Annotated in this window: 18 protein-coding genes; 16 read left to right on the top strand and 2 right to left on the bottom strand. The window is 38.1% G+C overall.

The window, feature by feature from the left end; genetic code table 11:
- Positions 1–29: 29 nt before the first annotated feature.
- The 8 genes from KFZ58_RS11020 (at position 30) to yajC (ending at position 5,835) form a co-directional block, all read left to right on the top strand.
- On the top strand, positions 30–596 hold the full coding sequence (locus KFZ58_RS11020) for a YhcN/YlaJ family sporulation lipoprotein (RefSeq protein ID WP_235791363.1): 567 nt from the start codon (positions 30–32) through the stop codon (positions 594–596).
- A gap of 91 nt (positions 597–687) precedes the next feature.
- Positions 688–1,419, top strand: coding sequence for a YebC/PmpR family DNA-binding transcriptional regulator (locus KFZ58_RS11015; RefSeq protein ID WP_235791362.1), 732 nt, complete (start codon positions 688–690; stop codon positions 1,417–1,419).
- 96 nt (positions 1,420–1,515) lie between these two features.
- Entirely contained in the window at positions 1,516–2,124 is a 609-nt protein-coding gene (gene ruvA / locus KFZ58_RS11010; protein ID WP_235791361.1) for a Holliday junction branch migration protein RuvA, read from the top strand.
- Positions 2,125–2,139: 15 nt separating this feature from the next.
- Positions 2,140–3,144, top strand: a complete 1,005-nt coding sequence (gene ruvB / locus KFZ58_RS11005) for a Holliday junction branch migration DNA helicase RuvB (protein WP_235791360.1) — start codon at positions 2,140–2,142, stop codon at positions 3,142–3,144.
- Positions 3,141–3,338 (top strand): DUF2905 domain-containing protein, encoded by a 198-nt coding sequence (locus tag KFZ58_RS11000; protein ID WP_235791359.1) that lies wholly within the window; start codon positions 3,141–3,143, stop codon positions 3,336–3,338. Before ruvB ends, KFZ58_RS11000 begins: the two co-directional genes overlap by 4 nt.
- Before the next feature lie 22 nt (positions 3,339–3,360).
- Positions 3,361–4,389 carry a tRNA preQ1(34) S-adenosylmethionine ribosyltransferase-isomerase QueA gene (gene queA, locus KFZ58_RS10995; protein ID WP_235791358.1) on the top strand — a complete coding sequence of 343 codons (1,029 nt, stop codon included), beginning with the start codon at positions 3,361–3,363 and terminating at the stop codon, positions 4,387–4,389.
- Between the two features lie 17 nt (positions 4,390–4,406).
- Complete coding sequence (tgt, locus tag KFZ58_RS10990) at positions 4,407–5,546, top strand: tRNA guanosine(34) transglycosylase Tgt (RefSeq protein WP_235791357.1); 1,140 nt, start codon at positions 4,407–4,409, stop codon at positions 5,544–5,546.
- 31 nt (positions 5,547–5,577) lie between these two features.
- A complete protein-coding gene (gene yajC / locus KFZ58_RS10985) occupies positions 5,578–5,835 on the top strand; it encodes a preprotein translocase subunit YajC (RefSeq protein ID WP_235791356.1) in 258 nt (85 codons plus the stop codon).
- Between the two features lie 294 nt (positions 5,836–6,129).
- Here the strand turns inward: yajC and KFZ58_RS10980 are convergent, their stop codons facing one another.
- Positions 6,130–6,510, bottom strand: coding sequence for a TIGR04086 family membrane protein (locus KFZ58_RS10980; RefSeq protein WP_235791355.1), 381 nt, complete (start codon positions 6,508–6,510; stop codon positions 6,130–6,132).
- Between the two features lie 242 nt (positions 6,511–6,752).
- On the opposite strand from KFZ58_RS10980, the gene KFZ58_RS10975 reads away from it, so the two are divergent.
- Together KFZ58_RS10975 and KFZ58_RS10970 are read left to right on the top strand one after the other, a co-directional pair.
- On the top strand, positions 6,753–6,926 hold the full coding sequence (locus tag KFZ58_RS10975; protein ID WP_235791354.1) for a hypothetical protein: 174 nt from the start codon (positions 6,753–6,755) through the stop codon (positions 6,924–6,926).
- Positions 6,926–8,224, top strand: a complete 1,299-nt coding sequence (locus tag KFZ58_RS10970) for an ArsB/NhaD family transporter (RefSeq protein WP_235791353.1) — start codon at positions 6,926–6,928, stop codon at positions 8,222–8,224. The genes KFZ58_RS10975 and KFZ58_RS10970 overlap by 1 nt, the downstream gene beginning before the upstream one ends.
- A gap of 51 nt (positions 8,225–8,275) precedes the next feature.
- Here the strand turns inward: KFZ58_RS10970 and spoVB are convergent, their stop codons facing one another.
- Complete coding sequence (gene spoVB, locus KFZ58_RS10965) at positions 8,276–9,826, bottom strand: stage V sporulation protein B (RefSeq protein ID WP_235791352.1); 1,551 nt, start codon at positions 9,824–9,826, stop codon at positions 8,276–8,278.
- Between the two features lie 116 nt (positions 9,827–9,942).
- Between spoVB and KFZ58_RS10960 the strand changes: the two genes are divergently transcribed.
- The 6 genes from KFZ58_RS10960 (at position 9,943) to KFZ58_RS10935 (ending at position 18,229) form a co-directional block, all read left to right on the top strand.
- On the top strand, positions 9,943–10,230 hold the full coding sequence (locus KFZ58_RS10960) for a post-transcriptional regulator (RefSeq protein WP_235791351.1): 288 nt from the start codon (positions 9,943–9,945) through the stop codon (positions 10,228–10,230).
- Positions 10,231–10,278: 48 nt separating this feature from the next.
- Complete coding sequence (gene secDF / locus KFZ58_RS10955) at positions 10,279–12,537, top strand: protein translocase subunit SecDF (protein WP_235791350.1); 2,259 nt, start codon at positions 10,279–10,281, stop codon at positions 12,535–12,537.
- A 105-nt stretch (positions 12,538–12,642) separates the two neighbouring features.
- Positions 12,643–12,963: a LapA family protein gene (locus tag KFZ58_RS10950; RefSeq protein ID WP_235791349.1), complete on the top strand. Its 321-nt coding sequence runs from the start codon at positions 12,643–12,645 to the stop codon at positions 12,961–12,963.
- Between the two features lie 61 nt (positions 12,964–13,024).
- Positions 13,025–15,343 carry a single-stranded-DNA-specific exonuclease RecJ gene (recJ, locus tag KFZ58_RS10945; RefSeq protein WP_235791348.1) on the top strand — a complete coding sequence of 773 codons (2,319 nt, stop codon included), beginning with the start codon at positions 13,025–13,027 and terminating at the stop codon, positions 15,341–15,343.
- Positions 15,333–15,845 carry an adenine phosphoribosyltransferase gene (locus KFZ58_RS10940; protein ID WP_235791347.1) on the top strand — a complete coding sequence of 171 codons (513 nt, stop codon included), beginning with the start codon at positions 15,333–15,335 and terminating at the stop codon, positions 15,843–15,845. The genes recJ and KFZ58_RS10940 overlap by 11 nt, the downstream gene beginning before the upstream one ends.
- A 179-nt stretch (positions 15,846–16,024) precedes the next feature.
- Positions 16,025–18,229 (top strand): RelA/SpoT family protein, encoded by a 2,205-nt coding sequence (locus KFZ58_RS10935; protein ID WP_235791346.1) that lies wholly within the window; start codon positions 16,025–16,027, stop codon positions 18,227–18,229.
- Positions 18,230–18,237 lie beyond the last annotated feature (8 nt).

Below are 18,237 nucleotides of genomic sequence, written 5' to 3'. Positions count from 1 at the left end.
ACCAAACTAATCGTAAGGGAGGTTTTAAAATGTATAAAAAAATCTTATTTCCTTTACTGGCACTTACTATGTTATTGGTTGCTTGTACCAATACAGACACGAATGACGATACTCAAAATTCAAATGAAAATTCCACCTCACAGCCCATTCATTATGAAACAGAAGAGGAACAAAAAAACAGGTTAAATACAAGGGATCAAACAATTGGGGAACAAGGCGGATATCCGCAAAGTGATCAGGATGGGGTTAACTCCTCCAATTATAGTGGCGGCTATTCTGATGAATATACAAACGAAGAAACAGAAAAGCTTTCCAGGCAACTAAAAGACAGAAAAGATATTGTACAAGCCCAAGTTGCATCTACAGATGACCGGGTAATAGCAGCAGTTATCTTAAAAGAAAAGTATATTGATCATGATATAAAGGGTTCGATTGAATCAGAGGTAAGTGAAGCAATGCCCGATAAAGAAGTAATTGTATATACGGATGAAGCTTACTTTGATCAAATGAAAGATATGGATGCCAGGAGGGGTTCAGACAATAAAAATTATAATATAGAGGATTATATTAAAGATTTTTTCGAAAGGAATGATTAAGACCTTTACGCCGCTGTAAAGGTTTTTCTTTTATATACCTCTTTTTTTTGGTATAGTTAAAAAGGAAACAATCGGGAGAGGAGAATATCCGATGGCTGGTCATTCGAAGTGGAAGAATATACAGAGAAGAAAGAATGCACAAGATGCTAAAAAAGGAAAAGTTTTCATGCGTCATGCTAAAGAAATCTATGTAGCGGCTAAACAGGGCGGTGGGGATCCGGATACTAATCCCACGCTGAGAACTGCAATAGATAAAGCCAAATCAGACAACATGCCAAATGACAACATTAACCATAATATAAAGAAAGCAACTGGTGCCCTTGACGGTGCAAACTATGAAGAAATCACTTATGAAGGTTATGGGCCCGGCGGAGTTGCTGTTATTATAAATGTACTGACAGATAATAAAAACCGTACTGCATCTGAGGTCAGACATGCATTCAAAAAAAATAATGGTAACTTAGGCGAAAATGGTAGTGTATCATTTATGTTTGATCGAAGAGGGTACATCGTTATTTTAAATGAAGACGGCAAGATTGACGAGGATGAAATTACATTGGAAGCACTCGAAGCAGGTGCAGAAGATGTTGTTACAGATGATGGAGTGTATGAAATATACACAACTCCTGAGAACTTTCAGGAAGCTCTAGATCATCTATTGGACAGTGGCTATACGATTGAAGACAGTGAAGTCACACTCTTTCCTCAGACTTACAGCCGCTTAACTGAAGATGATGAAGAAAAAATGTTAAATCTGATTGAAGTACTGGAAGAAAACGAAGACGTGCAGGATATCCATCATAATTTAGAGGAATCAAGCTAAGTGAAAAAACTTCTATTCATTAAAAAGGAATAGAAGTTTTTTAAATGCTGGATAGGTATGGTAAAATGGAGGATGGAATGTAAAGGAGAAGGTTGAATGATTGCATACATAAAGGGAAATCTTACATATATACAAGAAGATTCAGTTGTTGTGGATGTCCATGGTATTGGTTATGAAATAGTTTGTGCCAATCCCTTTGTCTTCCAGTCATCATTAAATAAAGAAGTGCAGATTAATACATTTCATTACGTCAGGGAGGATATACAAGTACTATACGGCTTTAAAAGTGAAGATGAAAAACAGCTGTTTATAAAACTTATATCCGTATCCGGAATTGGTCCTAAAGGTGCGTTAGCCATATTAGGATCAGTTGATGTTGCTGGATTTATATCAGCAATTGAACGTGAAGACGATAAATTTTTAACAAGCTTTCCAGGTATCGGAAAAAAGACAGCAAGGCAGATTATACTTGATTTAAAAGGTAAATTGACGACGATGCTAGCAATTTCAGGTCATATGGACGCTGACGCAGGTGTTGATGAATCAAATGGGGCAGAAGGGTTAGTAGAAGCAGAGGAAGCATTAAAAGCGCTGGGCTATACAGAACGGGAAATAAAAACCGTTATTCCTGAGCTACGAAAAGAAAGTACAACTAATACGGATGAAATAATTCGAAAGGCACTGGCATTATTAATGAAACATTAATGAGGGGGGATAATGATGGAAGAGCGTATGGTTACAGGTGAGCTGCAAAACGATGAATCTACAGATGAGCTTAGTCTCCGGCCCACAACATTGAATCAATATATTGGCCAGCATAAAATAAAAGAAAATTTAACTGTCTTTATACAAGCGGCAAAAATGCGCGAAGAACCACTTGATCATGTTTTACTATACGGCCCTCCAGGTCTCGGGAAAACAACATTAGCAGCGATCATTGCGAATGAAATGGATGTGCATTTTCGTACTACATCTGGACCTGCCATCGAACGTGCTGGTGATTTAGCTGCGATCCTTTCTTCACTTGAACCTGGTGATGTGCTGTTCATCGACGAAGTTCATCGACTTCCACGGGCAGTGGAAGAAGTCTTGTATCCGGCAATGGAGGATTTTTTTCTTGATATTGTGATTGGTACCGGGCCTAGTGCCAGATCGGTTCGAATTGATTTGCCTCCATTTACGCTTGTTGGTGCTACAACGCGAGCAGGTCTCCTATCTGCTCCCCTACGTGATCGTTTCGGTGTCCTGAGCAGACTGGAATTTTACGAGCCTGATGATTTGCAGTTGATCGTGGAGCGAACCTCAACTATTTTTGAGACAACAATTACGAATGATGCAGCTGCTGAAGTAGCTCGCAGGTCCCGAGGGACGCCGCGTATTGCCAATAGGTTATTAAAAAGGATTCGTGACATATCACAGGTAAAAGGAGAAAGTGAAATTAGCTTAGACACGACTAATATTGCATTAGAGATGCTTCAGGTCGATGACGTTGGTTTGGATCATATGGACCATAAGCTTTTAAAAGGACTTATTGAAGGCTTTAAGGGTCGTCCGGTAGGATTAGATACGCTTGCAGCCACAATCGGCGAAGAATCGCAAACGATTGAAGATGTATATGAGCCATATTTGCTGCAAATTGGCTTTATGCAGCGCACACCTAGAGGCAGAATTGCAACACCTAAGGCTTATGAACACTTTGGAATAAAAATGGATGGTGGGCAATGAATATCGGCAAGCTGTTTATAATATTAGGTATTGCTCTTGTAATTATCGGTGTTATATGGACATTTATTGGAAGGTTGCCAGGTGATATTAGCTTCAGAAAAGGGGATTTCTCTTTTCATTTTCCGATTATGACCTCTATTGTTGTAAGTATTATTTTGACACTTACCTTTTTCATCATTGGAAGGTTTCGTTAAGTTGTAAAGGAGTTTCATCATCATGAATATAGAAGAATTTGATTTTGATTTACCAGAAGAATTAATTGCACAGACTCCCTTAAAGGACCGAGCAGCCTCACGTTTACTCGTTTTAAACAGGGATACAAATCAAATAAACCATGCGCATTTTACAGATATCAAAGGATATTTCAAACATGGGGATTGCCTTGTTCTAAATGATACCCGTGTCCTTCCTGCAAGGTTGTATGGCGTAAAAAATGATACGGGAGCGAATGTAGAGATATTGCTCCTACACCAAAATGAAAAAGACAGCTGGGAAGTCTTGGCTAAACCGGCAAAAAAAATAAAAATTGGCACCGAAATCACTTTCGGGGAAGGTAAACTAAAAGCACTCTGTACCGGGTTTAAAGAACACGGCGGCCGCATACTAGAATTTTCCTATGATGGAATTTTTTATGAAGTACTAGATGAGCTTGGTGAAATGCCACTGCCGCCATATATAAAAGAGAAGTTACCTGAACAAGAACGGTATCAGACCGTTTATGCAAAAGAAGAAGGTTCAGCAGCCGCTCCAACAGCTGGCTTGCATTTTACGGAAAAACTACTGGATGAAATAAAAGCCATGGGAGTAGAAATTGTCTTTATCACACTGCATGTGGGCCTGGGCACATTTCGACCGGTGAGTGCAGAGAATATTGATGATCATAAAATGCATGCTGAATTTTATCATATGTCGAAAGAAACCGCAGAAACCCTTAACAATGTGAAGGCAAACAATGGAAGAGTCATTTCTGTTGGGACGACATCAACGAGAACACTTGAAACCATTGCGCGTGACAATCAAGGCGTATTTGTGGAGTCAAGCGGCTGGACAGATATATTCATTTATCCACCATATGAATTTCAAGGAATTGATGGGTTAATTACAAATTTCCATCTGCCAAAGTCTTCACTAATTATGCTTGTCAGTGCTCTGTCCGATAAAGAAACGATACTCGCCGCATATAGACAAGCTGTTAAAGAACGATACCGATTTTTCAGCTTTGGAGATGCGATGTTAATTTTATAGCAGAGGAAATGAATAATATGACACCTATAACATATGAATTTATTAAGACATGTAAACAAACAGGAGCGAGGCTTGGACGCGTTCACACACCACATGGATCGTTTGATACACCTACATTTATGCCTGTTGGGACATTAGCGACTGTTAAAACGATGAGCCCGGAAGAATTGGAGGAAATGAACGCGAACATTATTCTTTCCAACACATATCATTTATGGCTGCGTCCTGGTGAGGATATCATACAGGAAGCAGGTGGTTTGCATCGGTTTATGAATTGGGATGGGGCGATTCTAACGGATTCAGGTGGCTTTCAGGTTTTTAGTTTAAGTGATATGCGCGAAATTAAGGAAGAAGGGGTTCATTTCCGTAACCATATAAACGGGGAGAAGCTGTTTTTATCACCCGAAAAAGCAATGCAAATACAAAACGCACTTGGATCTGATATTATGATGGCGTTTGATGAATGTCCTCCGTACCCGGCGACATATGATTATATGAAGGCCTCTGTAGAAAGAACATCCCGCTGGGCAGAAAGATCCCTTGAAGCCCACGGTCGCAAGCAAGATCAAGGTCTATTTGGCATTATTCAAGGTGGTGAGTATGAAGAACTAAGAAAGCAAAGCGCACGCGACCTATCTTCGTTGGACCTGCCGGGATATGCCATTGGAGGACTTTCCGTTGGTGAACCAAAAGATGTGATGAATCGAATGCTGGAGTTTACCACACCATTATTGCCTACAAATAAACCACGATACTTAATGGGAGTAGGCTCACCAGATTCATTGATAGACGGAGCTATCCGTGGTATTGATATGTTTGATTGTGTGCTGCCAACCAGAATTGCCCGGAATGGGACATGCATGACATCAAACGGAAGATTGGTCGTAAGGAATGCAAAATATGCACGAGATTTTGGTCCCATTGACGCAAATTGTGACTGTTATGCATGTAAAAATTATTCCCGTGCTTATATCCGTCATTTAATAAAATGTAATGAAACATTCGGATTCAGACTTACTACTTATCATAACTTGTATTTTCTGTTAAAATTAATGGAGCAAGTACGAATTGCGATAAGCGAGGATCGACTTGGTGACTTTAAAGAGGAATTCTTTGAACAATATGGTTTTAACCAGCCCGGTGCAAAGAATTTTTAGGAAGCAATGATTTGGAAGGGAGGGAAACGAAATGGAAATGCTAATATCATTATCACCGATTATTTTAATGTTCGTCATTTTTTACTTCCTGCTAATCCGTCCACAGCAAAAGAGGCAAAAGCAGGTTAGGCAAATGCAATCAGATCTTCAAAAAGGGGATTCTGTCATTACAATTGGTGGCTTTCATGGTGTAATTCATGCGATTGATGAGCAAACTGTAATTATCGCATCCAGTGACGGGATTAAACTTACATATGACCGTTCAGCAATTCGGGAAGTTAAATCATAAATAGGAAAAGAGGACAGCGCAATCAGCACTGTCCTCTTGTCATTTGCAGTTTTCTAAAAGATTCTTGCCGATATAAAAGACGACGCAATTACTATTTGCTATAATCGCCATTTGATATTTTGAATATTGATTACTAATGCAATTTAGCGTGAGTAATTGGAACACCAGCAGAATGTGTTTCCAGAGCGAATCCGTGCTCTCATCAAAAGTTTGAAAAAGAATTGTCACTGCGTCTTCTACTATATCAACGACGAAGATTTAAAAGTAACAATACTTACGAAAAGAGTTTCTCATTTATTCTTCTGCTGGTCCAGCGATATTTACGCCAATTACACCACCGAAAAGCGCTGCTATAATATAACCAATGTGATACATCAATTGTTCCAATGAAAACATTTGCTGATAACCTAAGTACTGTACTAAAAAGATGAAAAGTGTGAAGCCCAGACCGGTAACTCCTCCAATAATCCAACCTCTCACCTTTCCTTTAATACCCGCAACAATTCCACCAAGGAACAATGCTAGTAATCCGATTACCAATGTTACCCATGTTAAAGTTGGTTCATTAAACGTTGTGAAACTGAGAAAGAATGCCAGAATAACGCTTGCGATAAGAATGAAGCCCAATACGACAATCCAACCATACAATAATGCAATGAATTGATTTTTTCGCATGAAAATTCCCCCTACGTTTGTCCATTTACAACATTTTATTCATCAATTTATAAAATAGACGAAAAATATTTTGTTTTTTCTTGCATAGACATGATTATAGGATACTTTTAAATGAAGGTTGTTTTCTAAAAGATTGGGACTGCACCAAAGGTTCGTCCTACCGAAAACATTTGTTGCTTTTGACATAAAAGAAATAAACTACAACGTTATGTGCAATACTTGCCTTTAATTCACCCGTACTAGTGGCAGCAACAAAATTGTTTCGTTTTTATTATACAAATAATATATGGCGAGCCAATGCTAATGGGGGAAATACACCAACCATCCATTTCCTGCTAGTTGCAGTTTACATCAACTGTGAAGATTTAAAAGCAATAATATTTATGAAAAGAGCTTATATGAAAGAGGGTGTGTGATGGATATAATTCTTGCAACGACTATTTTCCTGGTCAGTTATTTTTTCATTATGACTGATAGGATAAATAGGGCCGTTGTGGCACTTTCAGGTGGAACGTTGCTATTACTTACAGGGATTTATACCGTAGATGATGTTTTTTTGAATTATATTGATTGGAATACAATTGCATTATTATTTTCTATGATGGTGTTGATTTCTATTACCGAGAAAACCGGGCTCTTCAGTTTTATTGCCATTCGTTTTGCGCAAAAGGTTCGAGGATCTCCCATACCATTACTGATTGGAGCGAGTGTGTTAACAGCGATTGGATCAGCATTATTAGATAATGTGACAACAGTTTTAATATTTGTTCCGATTATGTTAAAAATAACAAAAATGCTTCAATTACCATCATTCCCCTTTTTATTAGCCATTATTTTTAGTTCGAATATTGGCGGGACAGCTACATTAATTGGCGATCCACCAAATATTATGATTGGTCAAGCTGTGGAGCATCTGACATTTTCATCATTTTTAATTCATCTGGCGCCACTTGCACTGATTATGTTTACGGTGATGCTGGTAGTCATTTACTTTCTTTTCCGTAACTCATTACGTCATCTGGAAATAAATAGTGATGAATTAATGGCGATTAATGCCGAGGAACATCTGATCAAATCACCAATGCTTTACAAGTCGATAACTGTTTTAATCATGACGATAACTGGATTTCTCATGCACGCCTTTCTACATATCGAATTAACGGTAATTGCGTTGTCAGGTGCAATTTTGCTCTTATTATTAACAGAGCGTGAACTTTCGACGGAACATATCTTTGAAAAGGTAGAGTGGGTGACATTATTTTTCTTTATTGGTCTCTTTGTATTGGTAGGGGGACTGCAGGAAGTAGGAATTATTGATGAAATGGCAAGAGCGATTGTCCTCACCACAGATGGTGACTATTCGAATACGGCATTATTGATTTTATGGGTTTCGGGCCTATTTTCAGGTGTTGTCGATAATATACCATTTGTAGCTGCGATGATCCCGGTAGTTCAAGAGTTTGAAAGTTATGGAATGATGTATTTGGATCCGATTTGGTGGTCTTTGGCATTAGGCGCATGTCTTGGGGGGAATGCGACATTGGTAGGAGCATCCGCTAATGTTGTGGTGGCAGGACTTGCAGAAGGCGCAAAGCAGAAGATCTCCTTCATTCGGTTTATGCTGTATGGCGTACCTTTCGTTTTATTATCGCTTGTTATAGCTTCTATTTATGTTTATTTGCGTTATCTATTGCCATATATGGGACAAGCCTAAAAACGCGACACTTATTAAAAATATAAGTGTCGCGTTTTTTAAGTATCCTCTTTAAATTAATTTTTGAATAACAGGAATCTGTTTTAATTCTTCCTTTGTAATGAATTTTAATATAAAGAGAAATACAATATATATACATGTTAATATAATTAATAGGAAAAGAAAAATAACAATATGAGGTTCCAATTGTTCATATATGTTTTTAAGTAACGTTCCTGCCCCCCATGTCAGTAGAATTAGAGCAATCATTTTGCTGATATCTTTAAAAGGGATGGAGAATCCGATTGCTTTTTGCAGTGCGGCTAAATGTAATAATGTTACTAGTACCACACCTACTGACATTGCGATTGCTACACCCATAATGCCAAAGTTCGGGTTAGAGGCCAAGAAAACCAGCACAATAAATTTACATGCTGCACCAATTAAACTATTCCACATCGCAGGTCTAGCTAAATCAAGTGCTTGTAAGGCAGCTTGTAGTGGAGCTTGAATATATAATAATATAAAAAAGGGAGCCATTAATATCAAGAAATGACTTGCATTACCATTACCATACATATATGTTAAAATTGGCACAGAGAAAAGGGAAAGCACGATTGTAGCAATTGCTCCCGATGCAAACGAGATTCGAATTGATTGATGAATCCGGTAATGAATTAACTTTCTATCTGTATTTGCTGCCGCCTCGGAGATCGAAGGTACTAGCGCAATGGACAGGGATTGGGTTATGAATGTAGGTAAGAATAATAATGGAAGTACATAACCGGTCAGTTCCCCGTATTGTTTGGTTGCCATCGATGTCGAAATACCTGCAATGGCCAGACTTTGAGCAACCAATATCGGTTCCAGAAAATTGGAAATGGAGCTTATCAAACGACTCCCGGTACTGGGAAGTGCAATCGAGAATAATTCTTTTAATGTATGTTTACTCTTTTTTAAATACGCAAAGAAATGAGTGCGTATCTTGACTGTTTTCTTTCGCTTGAATCTGTGAATCATATATAGTAGAGAAGCGAATTCACCGAGTATAACGCTAAACATGGCACCAGCAGCAGCAAATTCAACTCCGTAAGGCAACAGTACTTTGATAAAAATCGCTACACATGTGATTCGAACAATTTGTTCAATCACTTGAGCATAACTTTGTGGTTTCATATTTTGTTTACCTTGAAAATAACCTCTCAGGACAGATGATATTGCTATAATTGGAACGATTGGACTTATAGCTAATAACGGGTATAATGTACGTTCATCCGTAAGCAATGTTGTGGCAATAAATGGTGCTGCAAAAATCATTGCTATTGTAAAAATCACACTAGATATCCCGGTTATAATTAAGGATACAATTAATATTTTTTTAATTTTTGCTTGATCATTTTTTGCTTCGGCTTCTGCGACACGTTTTGCTATAGCAACAGGCAATCCAAGTTGTGTGAGTGTCATGACCAAAATCAATGTTGGCAGTGCCATCATATACAGGCCAACACCTTCTTCACCCATCAGCCTGGCTACAACTAAACGGTTTATAAAGCCTAAGAACCTGGTAATCATACCAGCTAGTATTAGTATTAATGCACCTTGCAGGAAAGTTTGTTTGGCCATTATCTAGGACCTGCCTTCTCAAAAAATAAAATTTAATATACAATGATATATATGCAAGTGTTTGGGCCAAGCATGACAAGTTGGAAATATATACTCCGGATATAGGAGGGAAAAAAGTGGAAATCGTACAAACCGTAAATGAATGGAAAGACACAATAAAGCCTGCCTTGGACAGCAAAGTAGACGAATTTCGCTTAATGGGATATTCGAAGGCAAAGCCTGAAGATATTTGGAATTGTCTTGTCCAAAAAGTTTGGAAAGGTAATCCTGATAAACGATTACATGAAATCGTTCAGGATGTATTTCACTTAGGATCTAATGTTTATTTGAGCTATTTAACCGTAAATGCATACCAGGATGATGATTTAATGGCTTCAATTACTGCTTTAACAAGTGAAAGGTAAAAAATTACTACATAGTGTTTTACCCGTGTGATAAGGGAGGAATGGTTGATGAAAAATCGAGGCAGAATTGTTGCCTTTTTTCTAATCGTACTTGTTTTTGCTGGAACGATTGGATCAACGGTTACTGGAATAACAAAGAATATAAATTTAGGATTAGACTTGCAGGGTGGATTTGAAGTATTATACGAAGTCGAACCTGTAGATGAAGAACAAGATGTGTCTAGAGATTTATTAGAAGGTACGGTACAAACATTAAATGATCGTGTGAATCGTCTGGGCATTAGTGAAGCCAACATAGATATTGAAGGGGAGGACAGGATACGTGTCCAGCTGGCAGGAGTTGAAAATCAAGCCGAAGCCAGAGATATATTGTCAACCTCAGCAAGACTTTCCTTTCGTGATGTAAATGATAATGAACTGCTGGATGGGTCAGATGTAAGAGAGGGAAGTGCCGCGCAGGATTTTAGTCAACAAACAAATGCGCCAATCGTAACATTGCAATTAAAAGATGCTGAGAAATTTGGGGAAGTAACAACAGAAATAAGTCAAATGACACCACCGGACAATCGCCTGGTCATTTGGATGGACTACCAGGAGGGGGATTCTTTTCAGGAAGAGATGACGAAGGAAGACCCTAAATACGTCTCTGCACCAGCTGTGTCAGAACCATTAAACACAACGAATGTGCAAATTACCGGAAACTTTTCTGTGGAATCTGCACAACAGCTGGCGGATATCATTAACTCCGGCTCCTTACCAGTTAATATGACTGAATTATACTCTACTTCTGTAGGTGCACAATTCGGCGAACAAGCGTTAAATCAGACCGTTTTTGCCGCATTTGTAGGAATCGGTTTAATCTTTTTATTTATGATAGTTGTATATCGTTTCCCAGGTTTAATCGCAACTATTAATTTAAGTATTTACACTTATTTGGTTTTATTAGTATTTAATTTAATGAACGGTGTGCTGACATTGCCTGGACTAGCTGCCTTAATATTAGGTGTTGGTATGGCGGTTGATGCGAACGTTATTACGTTCGAGAGAATTAAAGAAGAATTACGATCAGGTAAATCGGTTATGTCTTCATTTAAAGCGGGAACAAAAAATTCATTATCAACTATTTTTGATGCTAATATTACAACCTTAATAGCTGCATCGGTATTATTTATATTTGGTACAAGCTCTGTACAAGGCTTTGCAACGATGTTAATCATCAGTATATTAATCAGTTTCCTTACAGCGGTATTTGGAACTAGACTTCTACTAGGGTTATGGATGAAGAATCGCTTTTTGGCTAGTCACAAAGGCTGGTTTGGGGTTAAAAAAGATGATATTAAAGATATCGCTGATAACAGTCAGGAAGAACCAAAAATCTTTAATCGTGAAGTTAATGTAGTAAAGCACCAGAAGAAGTTTTTTACGGTGTCAATTGCTATTGTCGTACTCGGAACAATATCTTTTGCATTGTTCCAGCTAAATCCGGGAGTTGACTTTACTAGTGGTTCGCGGGTTGAAGTGGTATCAGACAGTAGTTTAACAACAGAAGAAGTTGAAGAGGGATTGGATGCACTTGATCTAGAGGCAGAGTCAATCGTTCTTTCAGGTGATAATAATGATATCGCAGTAACAAGGTTTGGTACAGTGCTTTCAGAGGAAAAAGTAGCTGAAGTGCAACAGTTTTTCGGTGAAAGATATGGGACAGAGCCGAGCGTAAGTGTTGTATCGCCTATTGTAGGTCAAGAACTTGTTAAAAATGCGATATATGCTGTTGCAATTGCTTCAGTGGCGATGATTATCTACGTGGCGATTCGGTTTGAGTTGTTTTTTGCGATAACAGCGATTATTACCTTATTGCATAATGTATTTATCATGCTAGCAGTATTCAGCTTTACCCGAATCGAGTTTGATGTAACGATTGTCGCGGCTGTGCTGACGATTGTAGGTTATTCAATCAATGATACCATCGTAATATTTGATCGTATTAGAGAGAATCTGCGCAATAAGAAAAAGCAGGTTAAATCTACGAAAGAACTGGCAGCTATTGTAAACAGAAGTTTGGTACAATCATTTGCTAGAAGTATTAACACAACCATCACAACACTGACTGCTGTCTTAGCATTTTTATTCCTGGGAGCTCAATCGATTACAGGATTTGCTATTGCATTAGCAGTGGGATTGTTAGCGGGAGCCTATTCGTCATTATTCCTCGCATCACAACTATGGTTAGTATGGCGTGGAAAAATAATTAAGAAAAGACCTGTGGATTTTACAAAGAAAAAAAAGGTGGAAGGACCACAAGTTTAATAATAATAACCCTTGTTACGTATAGTGACAAGGGTTTACTTATGCTTAAGACATAAGTAAAAGGGGTAAGATAAATATAAAGCTTAGAGGGAGGGTTTTGATATTGTGAGAGGACAGTCATATGTTATTTTAGCTATTATTTTTGTGATAATTATCGCGGTGTTTGCGGTAACAAATGTGGATCCGGTGGAAGTGAATTATTTATTCTGGAGTGGTGAGTCCCCGCTTATATTAATTATATTATTTTCCGTACTGATGGGCGGTATAATTACGGCCGCAGTTGGTATGTTAAAAATGTTTAAGTTGCAACGGGAAGTAAAAAAATTACAAATGCAAAATAAAAATATGCGTCAAACACTTCAAGACAATGGTATCGCCGAAAAAGATGCTGAAGGACTATTAGAGGAAGATCATACAAATAAATAAACGAATTCTAATTGCTACCCCTGACGCAAGTATGTATAATAGATTAGTCAGGGGTGAAATTATGTTAAGTAGTAAGGCGAATTGGAAACTGAATACAATTCAGGACGATATAGAAGAATGGATGGATGATTCCATTGACTCATCTCCTGTTCTAAAAGAACTTTTACTGCAAAGAGGAATTACTACTCAAGCGCAAGTTTCTAAGTTTTTATCGCCTGATATAGGAGATTTACAAAGCCCAGTAGGACTGGATTCGATTGATAAAGCAACCCAGCGTGTACATACAGCAATAACAAATCAGGAAAAAATTCTTATATATGGTGATTATGATGCAGATGGCGTAAGCTCTACTACAATTCTTTTAAAAGCATTAATGGAGATGGGTGCAGATTGTGACTACTATATACCAAACCGGTTTACAGAAGGATACGGTCCAAATGAAGAAGCATTTACACAAGCATATAAAAATGGATTTCGCTTAATCATAACGGTTGATACCGGAATTGCTGCTGTCCATGAGGCTGATCTTGCTAAGCAATTGGGTCTTGATTTAATCATCACAGACCATCATGAAATGCATTCAGAGCTACCGGATGCCTATGCTATTATTCATCCGAAAACTTCACCGGATTATCGCTTCAACGACCTTGCCGGTGCCGGGGTAGCTTTTAAATTTGCAGAAAGCTTGCTTGGCTATTTTCCAAAACACCTTTTAGCATTTGTGGCAATTGGTACTATTGCTGATTTGGTTCCATTAGTAAATGAGAATAGAATTCTAGCATATTATGGTTTACGTTCGCTCACATCAACAACGAATCATGGTATAATAGCATTGAAACGTGTATGTAACATTGAAGGGAATGTTACCGAAGAGGATGTAGGATTTTCAATAGGCCCACGGATCAATGCTGTTGGCAGGCTCCAGGACGCTGATTTAGCAGTTCAGTTATTAATGACGGAAGACCAGGGTGAAGCGGAATATATTGCCCAAGAAGTGCAACAATTAAATCAGGAAAGACAGCAAATTGTTAAGGATATTGTTCAAGAAGCAGAACAAATGCTGGAAACCAGAGAGAAAAAAGATGTCATAGTGGTTGCAAAAGAAGGCTGGAATGAGGGTGTCCTCGGAATTGTTGCATCAAAACTGGTGCAGAAGTTTGATAGACCGGCCATTGTGCTTGCGATAAAACCTGACATCTCTCAAGTTAAAGGCTCTGCAAGAAGTATACCTGCCTTTGATCTCTTTCAAAACTGTATGGAAATTAGGGAATATTTCACAAGCTTTGGTGGGCATTCCCAGGCAGCAGGCATGACGTTTCCATTGGAAAATTTAACAACCATTCAAAATGCGTTACATTTACGAATTAACGAGCAACTTAACGCGGCGGATTTTAAGCAAATCATTGAAGTGAGTAAATCAATTACGATTCCGGAAATTAACGAAAAATTAATCCATGAAATTAATCAGCTTGCACCATTTGGAATGCACAATCCAAAGCCTGTTTTTCAATTGAAGGATATACCTGTTCGGGTCCGTCAAATTGGAAGCATGAAAAACCATCTTAAACTCCAATTTAAAAAAGAGGATGTGGCCGTTGAAGGTATTGGATTTGGCATGGGAGAGCTATATTCTCACATCTCGCCACATACACCAATTACCATTGCAGGGGAGCTTGGGATCAATGAATGGAATGGCAATAAAAAAGCACAGATCGTAATGCGGGACATGATGATCGAGGATTGGCAGTTATTCGATCATAGAGGCAGAAAGAATATGGATATCTCCCAGTATATAAAGAATAAGAATATTGCTATAAGTTATAATGCTGATCAACTTCCATCAATGGTAGATCCAATTACATATGAGACAGATGTAGGGACCTTGAGTGAAACAGATGTATTATATATATTTGATTTACCAACAGATTTGAGCCATTTAAAAGAAATTATCCAAGCAACTAAACCTGTCAACATACATGCATGCTACTTTGTAGAAGATAGTATCTATTTAAAGCCTTTTCCAACAAGAGAGGAATTTGTATGGTTTTATGCATTTATTCACAAAAGAAGGACACTGGATTTAAAGCAGGAATTGACGCGCATCATGGATGCTAAAGGTTGGAATAAAGATCATATACTATTTATAGCAAACGTGTTTTTTGAATTAGGATTTGTTAAAATAGATAATGAAGTTATTGAAATAAACGCTAATCCCATGAAAAAAGATTTGCAGGATTCTAAGCTATTTCAGGAGCGATTAATCCAAGCAGATATAGAAAAAACATTGTACTATTCAAATTACCAGGAGTTAAAACAGTGGTTCTCGAAGTCCATGGGTCATTTGGAGAATCATGAGGAGGAACGAACCGATGGATTATAAACAATATGTTAAAATAGTGGAAGACTGGCCAAAAGAAGGAGTTCGGTTTAAAGATATTACCCCACTAATGGATAATGGGAAAGCATTTAAATCTGCAGTGGATGAAATTGTTGCATTCGCTCGTGAGAAAGAAACGGATATTATTGTTGGTCCGGAGGCACGCGGTTTTATTATAGGGTGCCCGGTTTCTTACGCATTGGAAGTTGGTTTTGCACCAGTAAGAAAAGAAGGGAAATTACCTCGAGAAGTAATTAAAGTAGACTATGGATTAGAATATGGCAATAATGTTTTAACCATTCACAAGGATGCTATCAAACCAGGTCAGCGTGTATTAATTACAGATGACTTGCTTGCAACAGGTGGTACAATAGAAGCAACGATTCAGCTAGTAGAACAACTTGGCGGAATTGTAGTTGGTTGTGCGTTTATAATCGAACTTAGTTATCTTGATGGAATGGAAAAACTAAATGGATATGATGTTCTAAAATTAATGACCTATTAACCAGCAGGTCTGACGAAGTAGTGTGACTCGTCAGACCTATTCTTATACTTCATCAGGTGAAAAAGTAATAAATGGACACAGGAAGAAATAAGGCATATAATTAAAATATTTACCCCGTTAATGAACGTGAAATTTTCATTTTTACGGAGATTTACTTCCAGACGAATAAAGGTGATTAAATGGCAAAAGATGATATTTTAACAATAGAAGATATTTTAACGGAAGTTAGTCGGTTTCTACCAGAAGATGATACTACTTTTATTCGGCGTGCATATGAATTTGCAGCATATGCACATAGAGATCAATACCGGAAATCAGGAGAGCCATATATTAATCATCCTGTTCAAATTGCGGGTATCTTAGTTGAATTAGGAATGGATGCAGAAACAATAGCTGGCGGTCTGCTGCATGATGTCGTCGAAGATACGGATGTAACGCTTGAAGAACTGGAGGATGCGTTTAACAAGGAAGTAGCCATGCTTGTTGATGGGGTAACGAAACTTGGCAAAATTAAATATAAATCAAAAGAAGCCTTGCAGGCAGAAAACCACCGGAAAATGTTTGTTGCGATGGCAAAAGATATTCGCGTAATCCTGATTAAGCTTGCAGATCGCCTGCACAATATGCGTACATTGAAACATTTACGTCCGGACAAACAACGACGTATTTCCAATGAGACACTGGAAATTTTCTCGCCACTAGCACACCGTTTAGGTATTTCAACCATAAAATGGGAACTTGAAGATACAGCCTTACGATATTTAAACCCACAGCAATATTACCGCATTGTGCAATTAATGAGGCAGAAAAGGGAGCAGCGTGAATCGTATATCCAAGAAGTAATGGGGGAGGTCTCTAATCAGCTGAAGGATGTCAATATTGAAGCAGATATGTCCGGTAGACCAAAGCATTTATATAGTATTTATCGAAAAATGGTAAACCAAAATAAGCAGTTTAATGAAATTTATGATCTGCTGGCAGTGCGAATTATTGTAGGTAGTATAAAAGATTGTTATGCAGTATTAGGTATTATCCATACATGCTGGAAACCAATGCCGGGTAGATTTAAGGATTATATTGCGATGCCAAAACCCAACCTTTATCAATCCTTGCATACGACGGTAATTGGTCCTAAAGGTGATCCATTAGAAGTACAAATTCGAACAAAAGAAATGCACGAGATCGCAGAATACGGTATCGCAGCACATTGGGCTTATAAAGAAGGTCTTCAAGTCAACAAAAATGATAAGTCTTTTGAAGAGAAATTAACCTGGTTCAGGGAAATTTTGGAATGGCAAAATGAAGCACATGACGCAGAAGAATTTATCGAATCACTTAAAGTTGATCTATTTTCTGATACGGTCTATGTGTTCACACCAAAAGGCGATGTGATCGAGTTGCCTTCTGGATCGGTACCACTAGATTTTGCGTATAAAATCCATACAGAAGTAGGGAATAAAACAGTCGGTGCTAAAGTAAATGGGAAGATGGAGCCACTTGATTATGAATTGAAGAACGGGGACATTGTCGAAGTAATGACATCCAAGCATTCATATGGGCCTTCTCAAGATTGGCTAAATATCACCCAAACGTCTCAAGCGAAAAATAAGATTAGACAATTTTTCAAAAAGCAACGGCGCGATGAAAATGTTATTAAGGGAAAAGAAGCAGTTGAAAAGGAAATACGTGCGCTTTCCATTCAGCCAAAGGAAGTTTTGACACCTGATAATATGCAACGTGTTTATGAAAGGTTTAATTTTACGAATGAGGAAGATATGTATGCAGCGGTGGGGTATCAAGGTATAACAGCTGCATTAGTGGCAACACGCCTCACTGACAGAATTCGTCAGACGAAGCAAAAAGAAAAAAACCTGGAAGAAACACTTGAAGAAGTAAAAACAGAGGATAAGGATAAAAAAAGGTCAGATAAACGCGATTCCGGTGTTAAAGTTGAAGGTGTGGATAATTTACTTGTCCGTTTATCAAAATGCTGTAACCCGGTACCTGGAGATAAAATTGTTGGATATATAACAAAAGGCAGAGGTGTTTCCGTTCATCGAGCTGATTGTCCAAATGCCCAAACAGAAGAAGCGAAAGAACGCTATTTACCGGTGGAATGGGAAGAAAATCAGACAGCACGAAAACAATACCATGTCGATTTGGAAATTTCCGGATTTGATCGTAGAGGCTTGTTAAATGAAGTCTTGCAGGCAGTGAATGAAACAAAAACAAATATAACACAAGTAAATGGTCGTTCCGATAAAAACAAAATGGCTATTATTCAGATAACCATACTTATCCATAACACAAACCATTTACGGAAAATTGTGGAGCGTATCAAACAAATCAAAGAAGTCTATACAGTTACCCGCACAGTACATTAGTAAAGGGT

The sequence above is a fragment of the Virgibacillus sp. NKC19-16 genome (genome assembly GCF_021560035.1).
Taxonomy (GTDB): domain Bacteria; phylum Bacillota; class Bacilli; order Bacillales; family Amphibacillaceae; genus Virgibacillus_L; species Virgibacillus_L salidurans.
Note: the sequence above shows the minus strand (reverse complement) of the source record. Positions and strands in the feature narration are given on the sequence as shown.

Coding starts and splice junctions, on each gene's coding strand:
- KFZ58_RS10935 (WP_235791346.1), top strand. CDS start 16,025: ATGGCAAAAGATGATATTTTAACAATAGAAGATATTTTAACGGAAGTT.
- ruvB (WP_235791360.1), top strand. CDS start 2,140: ATGGAAGAGCGTATGGTTACAGGTGAGCTGCAAAACGATGAATCTACA.
- tgt (WP_235791357.1), top strand. CDS start 4,407: ATGACACCTATAACATATGAATTTATTAAGACATGTAAACAAACAGGA.
- KFZ58_RS11015 (WP_235791362.1), top strand. CDS start 688: ATGGCTGGTCATTCGAAGTGGAAGAATATACAGAGAAGAAAGAATGCA.
- yajC (WP_235791356.1), top strand. CDS start 5,578: ATGGAAATGCTAATATCATTATCACCGATTATTTTAATGTTCGTCATT.
- queA (WP_235791358.1), top strand. CDS start 3,361: ATGAATATAGAAGAATTTGATTTTGATTTACCAGAAGAATTAATTGCA.
- KFZ58_RS10980 (WP_235791355.1), bottom strand. CDS start 6,510: ATGCGAAAAAATCAATTCATTGCATTATTGTATGGTTGGATTGTCGTA.
- recJ (WP_235791348.1), top strand. CDS start 13,025: ATGTTAAGTAGTAAGGCGAATTGGAAACTGAATACAATTCAGGACGAT.
- ruvA (WP_235791361.1), top strand. CDS start 1,516: ATGATTGCATACATAAAGGGAAATCTTACATATATACAAGAAGATTCA.
- KFZ58_RS10940 (WP_235791347.1), top strand. CDS start 15,333: ATGGATTATAAACAATATGTTAAAATAGTGGAAGACTGGCCAAAAGAA.
- KFZ58_RS11020 (WP_235791363.1), top strand. CDS start 30: ATGTATAAAAAAATCTTATTTCCTTTACTGGCACTTACTATGTTATTG.
- secDF (WP_235791350.1), top strand. CDS start 10,279: ATGAAAAATCGAGGCAGAATTGTTGCCTTTTTTCTAATCGTACTTGTT.
- KFZ58_RS11000 (WP_235791359.1), top strand. CDS start 3,141: ATGAATATCGGCAAGCTGTTTATAATATTAGGTATTGCTCTTGTAATT.
- spoVB (WP_235791352.1), bottom strand. CDS start 9,826: ATGGCCAAACAAACTTTCCTGCAAGGTGCATTAATACTAATACTAGCT.
- KFZ58_RS10970 (WP_235791353.1), top strand. CDS start 6,926: ATGGATATAATTCTTGCAACGACTATTTTCCTGGTCAGTTATTTTTTC.